This window comes from Paenarthrobacter nitroguajacolicus (genome assembly GCF_031455195.1).
GTDB classification, from domain to species: domain Bacteria; phylum Actinomycetota; class Actinomycetes; order Actinomycetales; family Micrococcaceae; genus Arthrobacter; species Arthrobacter nitroguajacolicus_D.
The window spans coordinates 177,239-191,523 of the sequence record NZ_JAVDSH010000004.1 but is presented as its reverse complement, the minus strand read 5'-3'; the positions used below and the strand labels follow the sequence as shown (position 1 = coordinate 191,523).

The 14,285-nt window shown below is 61.9% G+C and carries 12 protein-coding genes; 7 read left to right on the top strand and 5 right to left on the bottom strand.

Going from position 1 to position 14,285, the window contains the following annotated elements:
• Window positions 1–138: 138 nt before the first annotated feature.
• Window positions 139–1,062: a LysR family transcriptional regulator gene (locus tag J2Y68_RS10575; RefSeq protein WP_309993053.1), complete on the top strand. Its 924-nt coding sequence runs from the start codon at window positions 139–141 to the stop codon at window positions 1,060–1,062.
• Between the two features lie 46 nt (window positions 1,063–1,108).
• Here the strand turns inward: J2Y68_RS10575 and J2Y68_RS10570 are convergent, their stop codons facing one another.
• On the bottom strand, window positions 1,109–1,888 hold the full coding sequence (locus J2Y68_RS10570; protein WP_309993051.1) for an isocitrate lyase/PEP mutase family protein: 780 nt from the start codon (window positions 1,886–1,888) through the stop codon (window positions 1,109–1,111).
• 177 nt (window positions 1,889–2,065) lie between these two features.
• Complete coding sequence (locus J2Y68_RS10565; RefSeq protein WP_309993049.1) at window positions 2,066–2,224, bottom strand: hypothetical protein; 159 nt, start codon at window positions 2,222–2,224, stop codon at window positions 2,066–2,068.
• Between the two features lie 181 nt (window positions 2,225–2,405).
• Here J2Y68_RS10565 and J2Y68_RS10560 point away from each other — a divergent pair, with 181 nt between their 5' ends.
• On the top strand, window positions 2,406–3,425 hold the full coding sequence (locus J2Y68_RS10560) for a S1C family serine protease (RefSeq protein WP_309993048.1): 1,020 nt from the start codon (window positions 2,406–2,408) through the stop codon (window positions 3,423–3,425).
• A gap of 63 nt (window positions 3,426–3,488) precedes the next feature.
• Here J2Y68_RS10560 and J2Y68_RS10555 read toward each other — a convergent pair whose 3' ends face one another.
• Window positions 3,489–4,694 (bottom strand): GGDEF domain-containing protein, encoded by a 1,206-nt coding sequence (locus tag J2Y68_RS10555; RefSeq protein ID WP_309993046.1) that lies wholly within the window; start codon window positions 4,692–4,694, stop codon window positions 3,489–3,491.
• 238 nt (window positions 4,695–4,932) lie between these two features.
• Between J2Y68_RS10555 and J2Y68_RS10550 the strand changes: the two genes are divergently transcribed.
• Window positions 4,933–6,159, top strand: a complete 1,227-nt coding sequence (locus J2Y68_RS10550; RefSeq protein ID WP_309993044.1) for a WD40/YVTN/BNR-like repeat-containing protein — start codon at window positions 4,933–4,935, stop codon at window positions 6,157–6,159.
• 7 nt (window positions 6,160–6,166) lie between these two features.
• Window positions 6,167–6,454 carry a MoaD/ThiS family protein gene (locus J2Y68_RS10545; RefSeq protein ID WP_211710084.1) on the top strand — a complete coding sequence of 96 codons (288 nt, stop codon included), beginning with the start codon at window positions 6,167–6,169 and terminating at the stop codon, window positions 6,452–6,454.
• Window positions 6,455–6,479: 25 nt separating this feature from the next.
• On the opposite strand, the gene J2Y68_RS10540 is transcribed toward J2Y68_RS10545, so the two are convergent.
• A complete protein-coding gene (locus J2Y68_RS10540) occupies window positions 6,480–6,716 on the bottom strand; it encodes a hypothetical protein (protein WP_024818712.1) in 237 nt (78 codons plus the stop codon).
• A 456-nt stretch (window positions 6,717–7,172) separates the two neighbouring features.
• On the opposite strand from J2Y68_RS10540, the gene J2Y68_RS10535 reads away from it, so the two are divergent.
• Both J2Y68_RS10535 and J2Y68_RS10530 read left to right on the top strand, forming a co-directional pair.
• On the top strand, window positions 7,173–9,791 hold the full coding sequence (locus J2Y68_RS10535) for an FG-GAP repeat domain-containing protein (protein WP_309993039.1): 2,619 nt from the start codon (window positions 7,173–7,175) through the stop codon (window positions 9,789–9,791).
• Window positions 9,792–9,901: 110 nt separating this feature from the next.
• Complete coding sequence (locus J2Y68_RS10530; protein ID WP_309993038.1) at window positions 9,902–11,785, top strand: S-layer homology domain-containing protein; 1,884 nt, start codon at window positions 9,902–9,904, stop codon at window positions 11,783–11,785.
• 157 nt (window positions 11,786–11,942) lie between these two features.
• Here J2Y68_RS10530 and J2Y68_RS10525 read toward each other — a convergent pair whose 3' ends face one another.
• Entirely contained in the window at window positions 11,943–13,280 is a 1,338-nt protein-coding gene (locus J2Y68_RS10525; RefSeq protein WP_309993034.1) for an MFS transporter, read from the bottom strand.
• 203 nt (window positions 13,281–13,483) lie between these two features.
• On the opposite strand from J2Y68_RS10525, the gene J2Y68_RS10520 reads away from it, so the two are divergent.
• On the top strand, window positions 13,484–14,254 hold the full coding sequence (locus J2Y68_RS10520) for an IclR family transcriptional regulator (RefSeq protein ID WP_309993031.1): 771 nt from the start codon (window positions 13,484–13,486) through the stop codon (window positions 14,252–14,254).
• Window positions 14,255–14,285: the final 31 nt, after the last annotated feature.

Below are 14,285 nucleotides of genomic sequence, written 5' to 3'. Positions count from 1 at the left end.
GGCGTAAGTTTTAAGGATTTGAGGCTGCCCTGGCTCGTCCTTCGTTGGACTGAACAGCAGCTCTGAGATAGATATTGCTGGAGATTCTTCTTTAGATCAATTGCATTCCGCTGAATCCCGTATTTAGGATTTCTTAACATGGAGATGGACCCACGCCGGCTGCTTGTTCTCCTTGCCGTAGCACGCACTGGAGGCGTTCTTGCCGCTGCCGATGAACTGCGGATCACACCATCGGCAGTGTCCCAGCAACTCAGCAAGCTTGAGAGCGAAGCGGGACAGGCTTTGGTCATGCGAACCCCTAAGGGCTCTGTCCTGACGCCGGCCGGACTGGCGGTGGCAGAAGCAGGCGAAGAGATCGAACGGGCGCTCAACGTTGCGCGTGCGCGTATGCAGGGCGAGGCCCAGGTAGCGGGGATGGTGCGCATCGGTGGGTTCACCAGCTTCATGCGTACGGTGGTGATTCCGCGGCTGCCTGAGTGGCGCGGCTTGTACCCCGAGTTGCAGATCCGGATCGTCGAGGACAGTTTTCCGGCGCTCATGCGGCTCTTCAGGCAACGACAACTCGACGCCGTAGTGATCGAGCAGGACTCGGCCGCGGCGGTGCAGCATCCGCTCGCCGCCGGAATGGTCGAGGAGCCCTTGCTTGATGAGCCGTGGAAGTTGGTGGTGCCGGCCGGATCCTTGCTCGCCACGGACAGCATCGACCTGAGCCGGCTGCACTTGCCCTGGCTCGGAGTGGAGCCGTCTGCAGCCAATGACGCCGTGCTGGGTCGCCTTCGCCACACCACCGGTGCCCGCATAGAGACGGTCCATCAGTACCAGGACACACTCACGGCATTCGCCCTGGTTGCCGCCGGTGAGGGCGTCGCGATTGTTCCCACCTTGGCACTGACCGGGGTGGTCCAGGACAACGTGGACATCCTGGACGTGCCTGGCTTGGGCACCCGCCACATTGCCCTCCGCCGTTTCGACCGGCGGAGGGCAACGAGCCTGCCGCTGGATACCGTCGCACGTCTTCTCCGGGAATCGGCAGCGGCTTTCGACACGCGGGCAGGCTCCTGACCGGTCCCGCCGGGTTTTTGCCAGCGGGACCGGGCGGGAGTGGCTGCTAGTTCAAAGCCGGGGTGTCCGCGGGGATCACACCGGAGCCGTACAGGTCAGCGGCCAGGTCCTGGAGGGCCCGCAAAGCTACGCGCTGGGTGAACGGGCCGTAGGAGACGCGGGCAACGCCGAGCTCCTGCAATTCGTTCGCCGGGAGGGCTCCCGGTGCGCCAATCACGGAGAGCTTTCCGTGTCCCAAGGCTTCAACCAAGGGCTCGATGGTTTCACGGTTCAGTGCGCCCGGCACGAAAACCAAGGCAGCACCGGCGTCGAGGAATGCCCGGCCACGCGCGATGGCGTCGTCGAGGCTGTCCTTGACCGGGCGGTCGCCGCCGCGGACGATCGCGTCAGTGCGTGCGTTCAGCTGGAACGGGATGCCCTCTGCGTTGGCTGCTTCAATGATGGCCTTAACGCGGGCAACGGCTTCGTCGAAGGGCCGCAGGCGGTCCTCGACGTTGGCGCCCACTACCCCGATTCCAATGGCCCGGCGGATCGTTTCGGCTGGGTCCTCATATCCGTCGTCGAGATCTGCGGTGACCGGAACATCCACAGCCTTGACGATCCTCTCGACGCCGCTGAGCGCCACATCCAGCGGCATGGTCCCATCGGCGTAGCCGTAGGCAGCAGCAATCGAATGGCCGGCCGTCGCGATGGCCTTCGTCTCTGGAAGGGCCGCAACTGTGGAGGCACTGATGGCATCCCAGACGTTGACAACGCTGAGGATTTCCGGGGCCTCATGCAGGGCCTTCAACTGCTGCGCACGTGAATGGGTGGTTGCTTCTGTCATGGTTTTCCTCCGTCGTGGGCTGGGAATCTTGCCAGCTTCAGCCTAGGCCTAAGGCGTGGCGGTTTCTCCTTGGCCGGCTTTCCCGGAGTTACGATGTGCTTGCTGGGAAACACGAGTCGAGTAAACGGCCGTCGGTTTGCATCATGGGTCTCGCATATCCATTCCATGATCACTCCCTTACGACGGCGGCTTACCCGACTTTTCTTTTGAGGGCGCAGTTGCAGGAGCGATCCAGAACGGGAACCCGCTCATGCCGCTGCTCGCCCTCAGCGTCAGGAGGTCCTTGATGAACAGCACCCCAAACCCCTTTGTCCGCTGCACTGTCATAGCGTCCATAAGCCTGTGTCTTTTGACAACGGGCTGTAACGCCGGCTCCAGTCCGTCCCCTCAAACTTCTACATCACAAGCAACCAGACAAGAAGTCCCCACCCCTTCCCCGAGCACGCCAAGCCCAAACGGAAGCTCTGCCGCCGACACCGGCACCAGTAAGTCTCCTGAGCCAAGTACTTGGCCTGACGTGGTTGCCCAAGTGCAGTCGGGCGTGGGGCAGCTGACCGTCACTACGTGCGACGCCGGTTACACGGGTACGGGGTTCCTTGTGGGACCGGATCTGGTGGTCACAGCCGCCCATGTTGTTCGTGACGCATCCGCGATCAGCATCGCCTTCGGCCGGACCTCCGTAGATGCCACGGTTCTCGGCAAGAATGACGTGGCGGACATCGCGGTGGTTAAAACCCGAAGCCCTGTGGAAGGCCATCAGTTTCAACTACGAAGCAGCGAGCCCCCAGTCGGGAGCGATGTGGCCGCACTCGGATTCCCCCTGGGTCATCCGTTCACCTTGACCAGGGGAACGGTGAGCGCACTCGACGTCGAACAACACATCGGTGACCGGACTCTTCCGAACCTTATCCAAACAGACGCCGCCATAAACCACGGGAACAGTGGAGGGCCGCTCATCACCCAGGACGGGAAGGTTTCCGGTGTAGTGGTCACCATAGAACCCGAAGGCAACGGCCGGGCAGAAGGCATCGCTTATGCAGTAACAGCACCCCGTGTTTCAGCGGCTGTAGACGAATGGAAATCACGGTCCGCACCTGTGGCCTTCGACGAATGCGGAAACGCGCCGGCACCGGGTTCCGGGTTCTTTCCGTTCACTGTGTCGGCGAATCACGATCAGGCCCGCAGCGTAGGGCAGAGCCTGATTCTTCACGGGCAAGGTATTAACCAGGGCGCATACGCCGCGGCCTTCAAAATTCTCACCCCCGAACTCCAAGCGACCTTTGGAGACTCGGTCAAATGGAGCGAAGGGTTGGGTTCGTCCTACTGGACCAAGGCCGAGCTCTACAACGTCACCAATACACAGTCCCCGGATGACCTGAACGCCAATGTAGTCCTTCAGACCATCCAGGACCCGGCCCATGGCAGGAGTGGCCAGACATGCTCAAATTGGCGGATTCAGTATGCGATGCATTGGGACGGCTCGCTCTGGCGCATAGCAGGAACCGCATTGCCGTTCGGGGAACCGACTGCCTGCTAGGAAGGTGAGCGGGACGCACTCACGGGTGCGTGCCGCTCACCGGAGTCGATGTGTGACCATCTACTACGGTGTTGCCCTATCTTCCGCCGATTCAGCGTCCAAGGGGTCTGCTCCCACAACCCGGTTCCTGCCCTGGGCCTTTGCGCTGTACAGGGCGGCGTCTGCCACGTTGATCATGAACGCCAGGTCAGGATCCCCGGTTCCCGTGGACGTGACACCGTAACTGACCGTCGGAAAGGGCAGGCCGTCCGTGCCCTCCATCGCAGCCAGGCGGTTGCTGATGTCCGAGGCAATGGCCTCGGCCCGTTGCTGAGAGGCTCCCGGCAGGAAAAGGATGAACTCCTCCCCGCCGTAGCGTCCTATGAGGTCCGTTGACCTGACGGCGGCTGAGCTGGCCTCGGCGAAGGCCCGGAGGGCGGCGTCCCCGGCCGAATGTCCGTGTTCGTCGTTGACGGCCTTGAAGTTGTCCAGGTCGGCCAGGATCAAAGCAGCGCCGCGGCCTTGCGAAGAGCGGGCAAGTTCCCGGGCAGCCAGGTCCAGGAAAGCGCCCCTGTTGAGCAGTCCCGTCAGATGGTCGCGGTCCGCGCGCTCGCGAAGGCGCCGGATGAGTTGCCTGTTGCTCAGGGTGTTCATAGTGGATGACACCGCTACCAGCAGCATGAGGTGGATCAAGGCGGCAGGAGCGTAACCGAAATATGTCCGGAACAGCCAACTTTCAGCACCGTACAGAATGTAAGTAAGCGTGCGCATCAGGTAATAGGCGGCTGTCAGCCCAGCCATGATGGATAGAAACTTGGTGATTCTGGACCGGGCCGACTGTGTAAACCACAGTTCAATTGCGGCAAAAGAGATTCCGGCGGTGGTCATTGCCAGATAAGCCACCCCGCCTGACCACACGCTTGAAGCTGGGTCATCCAGAATGGAGGCCGCTCCGGCCAGCACTGGTCCAGGCAGCAGCTGCCATAAGGCGGCCTGTCGGTCGCGGAGGGTGCGGGCTCCCGCCCAGACACAGAAGGCGCCGGCCACCACCAAGGATTTACCCACAGGATTGGCCCACCACTGGAAAGGCGTGCTGTTCAACAGGAAAGCCGCGTTTCCCACGAAAAACAGGAAGAGGGCCGCCCGCCACCAGTCGGCGTAAGGGGTGCGTTTCCGTTGCGACGTAACGCACGAGATGACAATCAGTGCCAAGGTCACCAAACCAAGGATGATTCGGACGGCGAAGGGGTCCAGGACGATCGTTCCCTCTTGCAATGCAAGCGAATTCATAAAAGCAGTCCCGCTACCGGCCAGTAACCAAGGCGCTCCCAGTCAGAATTCTCATTGGCTGCCATCCTCGTGATTCATTTAATCCCCCAAGATTTGTGATGCAACCCAATTTGGCCGCAAAGTCTTCAGTCAAGCATGTTTTCTTGCTTTAGTGAATAGCTGTGCCTGGGCGTCGGTCCGCGCTTTAAGATGAGGGAAACCATTGCCCTCGCCATCCAGCGGATGGTTGCATGGGTTCATGGCTACCCCAGAGAGTTACCTCTTAGCGATCGGGACCAAGAAGGGCCTGTGGCTCGCGACCAGCACAGACCGCAAGGAATGGTCCCTCTCCGGCCCACATTTCCTGATGAGCGAGATACCGAGCATTGGAATAGACACCAGGGACGGCAAAACACGGATCATGGTGGGGGTGCGTTCCGAACATTGGGGTCCCACCGTTGTCCACTCCGATGACCTTGGCGCCACGTGGACCGAGCCCGAACAGGGTGCCATCAAATTCCCCGAAGATACTGACGCGGCCCTGGAGCGCATTTGGCAGATCCACCCCGACGCCGACTCCCGGCCCGGCGTCGTTTGGGCTGGTTGCGAGCCGATTTCAGTGTGGAAATCGACCGACGGCGGCGAGCACTTCGAACTGAACCGCGGACTGTGGGACCACCCCCACCGCAGTGAGTGGGGTGCCGGCTATGGCGGCGCGGCGGCACACTCGATCGTGGTGGACCCGAGCGGTGAGAAGGTCCACGTCGCCATGAGCACGGGCGGCGTTTACAGATCGCTCGACGGCGGTACGTCCTGGGAGCCCCGGAACAAGGGGATATCGGCCTACTTCATGCCCGATCCCAACCCTGAATTCGGCCAGTGCGTCCACAAGATCGCTGCAGACGCCGCCGTCGACGGTCGTCTTTATGCGCAGAACCATCACGGCGTGTACCGCACGGATGATGACGGCGAGAACTGGAATTCCATCGCGGAGGGCCTGCCCGCAGACTTCGGGTTCGTAATGCTGACGCATCCACGGCGCGAGGGTACGGCTTGGGTGATTCCCCTCAAAGCTGACGGCGAACGTATCCCGCCGGACAGCAAACTCAGCGTGCACAGGACCCATGATGCAGGAAATACGTGGACAGAACTCCACGCCGGACTCCCGGACCACGAATACAACGCGGTCCTCCGTGACGCCGCATCGGTGGACACGGCCGAGCCCGTTGGCGTGTATTTCGGCACCCGCGGCGGCACCGTCTACGCCAGCGCCGACGAGGGCGTGACCTTTACTGAAGTGGCAGCACACTTGCCGGACGTACTGAGCGTGCGTGCCGCCGTCGTGGTTGGAAACCCGGCAGGGGAGGAAGCCCCGCTGGCTGCAGCGGAAGCAACAGTACTGGCGGAGGCCGAGGTGATTGTGGAGGCGGCTGCCAAGACGGCAGCGTCTCCCGAAGACCAACCTGACGCTCCGGTACCTGGTTAGGTCCGCCGTGGCTGACTTTACGGTCCTGTTGCCTGGCGTCCTGCAGCCGCTCGTCGGCGGACAGTCCTATCTGACTGCGTCCGCCGACGGGGCTGTGACCGTGGGACAGTTGCTGGACTCAGTTACCGGAGAATATCCGGTGCTGGCCAGGCGATTGCGGGATGAGACCGGGGCGCTTCGCCGTTTCGTGAATATTTACGTGAACGGAGATGAGGTCCGGCGTCTGAAGGGTCTTGATACGGAGGTTGCGGCTGGCCAGGAGGTCTTGATTATCCAGTCCGTGGCTGGCGGCTGAGCGAGTGTTCGGGGTCGAGCCCTGTTCAGGCGACGCGCCAAACACTGCATTCATCGGTATTGATCGCTTTTCTCATGCCTGAAGCGTGATCCATGATCCAGACGACACCGATTCCCGGTGCTGTTTCCTGGACCCGTCCGCGGCGGATGACCACGTCATCATAGGCGGGACCCACGGAAAGGCGGGCTTCGATCTCGTCTCCGCGGTGGAGCTGGCTGATCGCGCGTATACGTGTTGTGTGAGTGGTGACTTCCTTCAGCATGGTGTCCTCCTGGCTGGAGCTGGGCGCCTGCACTTGCCGGCTATTCCAGTGTGGCGCGGCAATGTTGCCGCCGTATTTCCGCGTGGTTAGGGTCCGGTTAGGTTTCCGGGATGGTTGCGTTTCATGGACGTCCGACGACGGTTGTCGGCGCGCAGCCCCTGGACCACGCAGCAGCGTTGGGCGCACTTCGAACCCTGGTGCTTCCCGGACGTCCCCCACCAGAGACCCACAAAGCCCCCCGCCCGAAGCTACGAAGACTCGCCGACGTTACGCGCACATGTGCGCAGGGTACTGTCTAGCCGCCTGTAACCTGACTGTGGCTCTTGAGACTCACAGGAACCACAGACTCCGTCCCCGGGAGATTCAATGGGAGTTTTGCGGCGATCCATCGCGTTGTCCACAGGTCTAATGGTTTTTGCCACGGGCCTGTTTTTCGTTCAGGCTCAGGCTACGGCCGTGCCGGTTCCAGGGCCGGACAACCCAAATGTCCGGTTCGTGGAGGGTACGCCGCACTCGGACCATACTTTCGAAGGACCCGGCGCTTCGCCGTTGGACACCGCGCCGGACAACACCGTGGCGGCCACCGGGCCCAGCGGCGACATCCGTGTGCGGTTGGTGACTGCAAAGCTGGCAGACAACGGCAACCCCGTTTCCATGGCCGGCGCAGAGAAGGCCGTGGTGTCCACCAGTAATTACTGGAAGGCCATGACGGACAACAAGCTCTCCATGACCGTCAACAGCAGGGTGGAGGGCTTCCAGTCGAAGGCCCGCTCAACGGACAGCTACGGCACCATCATTTCCACGATCACCAGCGAGCTTCAATGGTCGGCCAGTCCGTACACAGCGCTGGTCATCTTCATCCCCACGTCCACGCTGTCCGGCAACGCGTTGGGGGCCGGGTACAGCAGCGGAGCGTACAGCGGCCGCGTGCTCATGCCGCAGCTCAGCAACTTCTCGAACAACGTGATGAGCCACGAGTTCGGTCACGTCATCGGCCTGATGCACGCAGATGCACTGCAGTGCGGCAGCGGCGCATCCGACGTCGGCGTTAACAGCGACGGACGTTTCACGGACCCGTCCTGCTACATCCGCGAGTACGGCGACACCACCGACCTTATGGGCGCGGCGCAGTACGCCCAACCCGTGGTCAGTTCGACGTTCTGGGATTACGCGCGGCTGGGGCGCGGTGACGAAATACGTGACGTCGGAGTGGCCACAGGCGTCAAGAGCTACACGCTGAAGCCCTGGGGCGGCACCGACGCGCAGCGTGCCATCAAGTTCACCGATCCCATCAGCAAAGAGGTCTATTACCTGGAGCTAAGGGAACCCGCCGGCTACGACAGCTACTTGGGGGATGCCGGCAGGCCGCAGGGCAATATGGGGGTCAAGGTTGTCCAGCGGGGCGGTGCCACCATTGCCTCCTCGCTGATCCTCATGCCGTCAACGGTGCCCTTTACCGAGCCCTACTACGCCAAGAACCACGCCTGGCAGGCGGGCAGCACGTTCACGACGTACACCGGGACCCAGGTGACCATCAACGCGGTCAGCAAGACGTCGGCGTCGGTGACCATCAACGCTGACGTCAACTTGAAAACGCGCATCAGCTTCTCCGCTGGCGATTTTGACGGCGACAAGCTGGCCGACGTCATTTCCCGCGAGGCGGACGGGTCCCTGGTCCTCTTCGCAGGCCTCCCCGGCAACCGCCTTGAGGATCCAGTGCGTATCGGCTCCGGCTGGGACATTTTCAACTCCGTGTTCGGCACCTCCGATTTCAACGGTGACGGCTTCGCGGACATCATGGCGCGCGCCAGCGATGGCACACTTTGGCTTTATCCGGGCAACGGGAAAGGTGGCTTCCTGCCGCGGGCCCAGATTGGTGTCGGCTGGCAGAGCTTCACGAAGTTGGTGGCTCCGGGCGATTTCAACGGTGACGGCTGGAACGATGTCATCGCCGCCGACAGCGAAGGCCTGCTCTGGCTATATCCAGGCAACGGTTCGGGTGGTTTCCTTGCGCGCATTCGGATCGGTCAAGGGTGGGACATGTTCACCAGCCTCGCCCCGGCCGGTACCTTCGGCGGCGGTTCGGCAGGGCTCCTCGCCCGCTCCGCTGATGGAACGCTCTTTTCCTACCCGGGGGATGGCAAGGGCAGCTTCCTGCCGCGTTCCGCCGTCGGGAGTGGTTGGAACCTGGCAGGCGACATCATGGGTGGGCAGGACTTTACGGGTGACAGGATCGCAGATGTCCTCGGCAATGGTTCCGCGATGACTCTCTATCCAGGCGACGGCTCCGGCTTCGCCGATCGCCTGACCATTGGCATCGGCTGGAACCAGTTCAGCCAGGTGTGGGAGGCGGGCGACTTCGACGGCGATGGAGTTGCGGACATTCTTGCCCGCGCCACCAATGGTGTGTTGTGGCTGTATCCCGGGAACGGTTCGGGTGGCTTCCTGCCGCGCGTGCAGGTGGGATCCGGCTGGAACGTCTTCACTTCCGTGGTCAGTGCAGGAGATTTCGACGGCGATGCCCACCCTGATCTTGTGGCACGGGCGTCGGACGGTTCACTGTGGCTGTATCCGACCGACGGCAAAGCCCAGTTCCTGGCCCGCAAACAGATCGGCGAGGGCTGGCAAGGGTTCACGCAGTTACTGGCCCCTGGGGACTTCACGGGTGATGGCCGCGCGGACATCGTGGGGCAGACTGCCGACGGCGTTCTGTGGGTGTATCCCGGGAACGGTGCCGGCGGATTCCTGGCCCGCAAGCAGATCGGCACGGGCTGGGATATGTTCAACCTGGTCTTGCAGGCCGGCGACTTCAACGGCGACGGTAAGGAAGACCTCCTGGGACGCGCCTCGGATGGTGGACTGTGGCTGTATCCGGGCAACGGTTCGGGCGGGTTCCTCGCGCGTTTGTATCTGGGATCCGGATGGAACATGTTCTCCAGCATTGCGGCGTTGGGCAACGGATTCACGGGCACTGGGGATCCGTCCGTGGTGGGCGCAGCCGGCGACGGGACCTTGCTGCTCTACTCCGGTACCGGTGCGGGCCAGTTCAAGCCGGTCTCGCTGAACCCGCGGTAGCTCTCGGCCGGAGCTGAGACCCGGGTTCCATTTCTGTCCCGGGCGAACGTTAGCATTGCCATAGTCGCTGCGGTTACGACGGCGATCCACTCTTGATTTTGGGGGAATCCGTGTCTCTTTTGAGGATCCGGCGTTGGCGTATGGCCGTCCTGGCAACACTGCTTGCTTCGTTGGCGTTGGGGATGGTTCCCGCGCAGGCCGTGGGCCTGACCCCTATGACAGTTGGTTCGGAGACGGTGAGCGGAACGACGGGTGGTTCCATCAGTGGGACCGTTACTGTCCGTTCAGATGTGGACTTGGGGTCCGTCTCCGTCTTTGCGACAAATCTCTATAACCCGTCCTCCAACGCTCCGTCCGGCATCGTGAACTCCGACGGTTCCTATACTCTTCCCAGCCTGCCGGCCGCAGAATACAAGGTCTATTTCTATTCCAGCGACCCCGGCTGGTCGCGCATGGAGGTCTACGGCGGCTCGGACCTGAGCACCTACACTCCTGTGCTGGTCAAAGAGGGGCAGGACGTTACCGGAATCGACCAAAACATGGGCGGCGGCCGGATCCAAGGCAGGGTGGAGATGCCCTACTACGTGGATACGACCACCGTTGTGGTCGAGGCGTTGGACTCCTCCGGAGCTGTTGTCGCTTCAGAGTTTCCAAGCAGCGGTGGCCACTATGATCTCCGTGGAATCCCTGATGGCATCTACCGGATCCGGGCCAGCGGCGGTGTCCTTACCAGTTGGCATGGAGGAGGAGCTTCCTTCGCTGAGGCCGCCACTGTTTCCATCGTGGGCGAGCAGGATGTCTACAACGCAGATCTGGCGGGCGATCCTGGCTCCAGCATCAGTGGTTGGGTGTCCAGTGCATGGCCGGCAACGGGTGAAGGCATGCATAGGGTCTCTGTCCATGACCTCAGCGGCAAGGTGGTGAAGGACGTCCCGGTTAACAGCAGTTATTACACCGTCAGCGGACTTCAGCCTGGGCAATACAAACTTGCGTTGGATATGGTGACCGTCGGGAGCGCCCACCAGGCCAAGAATTCTTATGAGGGGCAGTACTACAGTGGCGTGAGTGAGGACAAGGGGCCCGGTCCTGCGCAGATCATCACGCTCACGGCGAATGAGCAGAAAACCCGGTTCGATTTCTCCGGCACGGATGGCGGGAGCATGAAGGGATACCTCCGCGATGCAGACGGCCATCCTTTACCGTTTGCGGTAGTCGAGGCCTACACGCGCGATGGTTCGCTCGTGACGAGGAAGGCAGTCACGGACGCCCAAGGAAGGTTCGACATCACCGGACTAACCACCGGGTCCTACCGTCTCCGGGGCAACACTACGAATGTGCGCCTCGCTGGCACCACCTATTCCGGAAGCGTCGCGGATCAATCCGAAGCGAAGGAAATCGCCGTCACCAGTGGCGCCCAGACCGACGTCGGAACAGTGGCCTATTGGTCTCGCGCTAACTTCTCCGACGTCTCCGAAGGCCAACAGTTCGACCACCAGATCAGCTGGATGAAGTCCACCGGCATCTCCACGGGTTGGCCAGACGCCACGTTCCGCCCCTTGCTGTCCGTGAACCGGGATGCCATGGCGGCGTTCCTCTATCGACTGGCTGGGCAACCCGCCTTCACACCCCCGGCTTCGTCGCCATTCGTGGACGTTCCGACCACCAGCCAGTTCTACAAGGAAATCGCTTGGCTGGCGTCAACCAAGATCTCGGGTGGTTGGCCAGACCAGACGTTCAGGCCCTTGCAACCCGTCAACCGTGATGCGATGGCCGCTTTCCTGCACCGCTTCGCCAAGGTCACGGACTTCGTTCCGCCAGCCACATCGCCATTTGTTGACGTTCCGGCCAACGCCCAGTTCTACAAGGAAATCGCATGGCTGGCATCCACCGGGATCAGCACCGGCTGGGATGACCGGACTTTCCGGCCCTTGCAACCCGTCAACCGTGATGCGATGGCTGCCTTCATGTACAGGTTCAACGCACAGGATAGCTAGCCACCCCTCGCGGGTGGGTGGCGCTGAATGGGTTGGCGCGCTCTGTCCCGGTTGCCTCCACCGATCCCGTACCAGACACGGAAAAGCCCGGAGTGTCAGGTGGCATTCCGGGCTTTTCCGTACTTCAGTTCCGACTATGTGGGCAGGAGCGTCAGTGTTACGCGGACTGGGCTTGCTTGTGCAGGCCGAGCTGCGAGGTGGGAGTCTTGGCCGATTCGCGTGCCGTCATTGCGGAGACTGCTGCGATGGCACAAATCACTGCGGTGAAGATGGAGATCTGGACCCATCCGCCGGGCTTGGTCCCGCCCAGCGCAGTCACGATTGCCGGAGCGAAGCCGGCCATGAGGAAGCCGAGCTGGGTGCCGATCGCCAGGCCGGAGAATCGGACCTTCGTGCTGAACATTTCACCGTAGAAGGAAGGCCATACGGCGTTTGCTGCCGCGTATCCGAAGGCGAAGTAGACCACGGAGACCAGGAACATGAGTGGAACGTTGCCGCCTTCGAGGGTCAGCAGGAACACCGGGGTCATGATTGCGCTGGCGATGGCTCCGTAGATGAAGACTGGCTTCCGGCCGATCTTGTCCGCGAGCATACCGAACAGGGGCTGGGTTCCGAGGGCTACGACATTGGCCGCTACAACCAACCACAGCGTGATGGTGCTGTTGACGTGGGCCACGTCCTGGGCGTACTTGATGGCGAGGGTACCGAACACGGTGCTGACGGCCGCGATGAAGGCGCAGCAGACGACGCGGAGGACATCACGCCAGTGCAGGCGAAGGAGGTCGGCAATGGGAAGCTTGGAAATCTGGTTGTTCTTCTTGGCTTCGGCGAATGCCGGCGGCTCGTGCAGCGTGCGACGGATGAAGTAGGCGACGATCACCACGACGGCGCTTAGCCAGAACGGGATGCGCCAGCCGATGCCGTACTTGATCTCGTCCGGCAATGCCACGACGGGGATGAAGACCAGAGCTGCCAGGATCTGGCCACCCTGCGTACCGGTCAGGGTCCACGAGGTGAAGAAGGAGCGGCGGTTATCAGGGGCGTGCTCGAGGGTCATCGATGAAGCGCCGGCTTGCTCGCCGGCTGCGGAAAGGCCCTGGCAGAGGCGGGCGAGAACCAGGAGCACCGGAGCCCACCAACCGATGGTCTTGAAGTCCGGAAGGCAGCCAATGACGAACGTTGCCGCCCCCATGAGCACCAACGTGAACATGAGGACTTTTTGCCGGCCGATCCTGTCACCGAAGTGGCCCAGGATGATGGCTCCGATGGGCCGGGCGACGTAGGCGAAGCCAAAGGTGGCGAAGGACATGATGGATGCGTTGGCATCGGCGTCCGGGAAGAAGACGTGCGGGAAAATCAGTGCCGCAGCCGAGCCGAAGATGAAGAAGTCGTAGTATTCGACGGCGCTGCCCAGGAAGCTGGCGAGGGCTGCTTTGCGGGGTGTTCCGGTGATGGTTTCAGTGCCTGGCGTCGCTGACGGCATTGTTTGGCTCATTGGGTGTTCCTTCTGTGACGACGATGTCGCGGATCTAGCGTCTGTGGGAGACCAGAGCGAGGTGCGGCCGGATCATCCCTCAAAGTAACCACATGGTGAGAGCTACTTGTGCAATACAGCAATAGTGACTGTGAGTACGGTCACTTGTCAAGAGATGTCACCACCATCTAGAAATAGCTCTCACCATGTGAGAGCATCGAGTTATGAGTGTGAAAGACGACACAAAGACCGACATGGTCGGCAAGGCCCTGAGCCTGCTGGTATTGCTTGGCGACGAACCCCGCGGGGCCAGTGCTGCTGATCTCGCGAGGAGTGCAAGTCTCCCGTTCAGCACCACCTACCGGCTGCTGGGGTCCCTGACCCGCGACGGTTTCGTCGACTACGAGCCTGATGGAAGGCGATACCACCTGGGCCTGCGGGTCTTCCAGCTAGGTCAGCGGGTTTCAAACCACCACGGCTTCGCGGCTACCGCATTGCCTGTCCTCCAGCGTGTCACCGAGCGCACCCATGAGGCCACCATCCTCTCTGTCCGGGATGGAAATCATCACCTGACCGTGAACAAGGTGGACGGACCCAAGACGTTCCGCGTCACCAGCGATCCCGGCCACCTGGGAGCGTTGCATACAACCTCCGTGGGCAAGGCGATTGTGGCTTTCGAGGAGGAAATCGAACGCAAGCGACTCCTGGAGGAGCTTCCGTTGGATGCGCTCACGGAGCACTCCATCACAGATCGTGACGCATTCCGCGAGGAGATTGAGCAGGTGCGCCGCCAGGGCTACGCGGTGATGGATGAGGAAAACGAAATCGGCATGCGGGCCGTCGCCGTGCCGGTCCTTAATGCCCAGGGCCACGCTTTTGCATCACTGGCTACGGCGGTGCCGGTCTTCAGGCTCACCATGGAGGAGCTGATCGCGCATGTCCCCACCCTGCAGGAGGCGGCGGCCGAACTCGCGGCCCGCCTGCCGAGGCGCTGACCCGCAACGTGCTATTTACCCACCATTTGTT

Coding starts and splice junctions, on each gene's coding strand:
- J2Y68_RS10570 (WP_309993051.1), bottom strand. CDS start 1,888: ATGACAGAAGCAACCACCCATTCACGTGCGCAGCAGTTGAAGGCCCTG.
- J2Y68_RS10555 (WP_309993046.1), bottom strand. CDS start 4,694: ATGAATTCGCTTGCATTGCAAGAGGGAACGATCGTCCTGGACCCCTTC.
- J2Y68_RS10525 (WP_309993034.1), bottom strand. CDS start 13,280: ATGAGCCAAACAATGCCGTCAGCGACGCCAGGCACTGAAACCATCACC.
- J2Y68_RS10565 (WP_309993049.1), bottom strand. CDS start 2,224: ATGGACGCTATGACAGTGCAGCGGACAAAGGGGTTTGGGGTGCTGTTC.
- J2Y68_RS10540 (WP_024818712.1), bottom strand. CDS start 6,716: ATGCTGAAGGAAGTCACCACTCACACAACACGTATACGCGCGATCAGC.
- J2Y68_RS10520 (WP_309993031.1), top strand. CDS start 13,484: ATGAGTGTGAAAGACGACACAAAGACCGACATGGTCGGCAAGGCCCTG.
- J2Y68_RS10550 (WP_309993044.1), top strand. CDS start 4,933: ATGGCTACCCCAGAGAGTTACCTCTTAGCGATCGGGACCAAGAAGGGC.
- J2Y68_RS10575 (WP_309993053.1), top strand. CDS start 139: ATGGAGATGGACCCACGCCGGCTGCTTGTTCTCCTTGCCGTAGCACGC.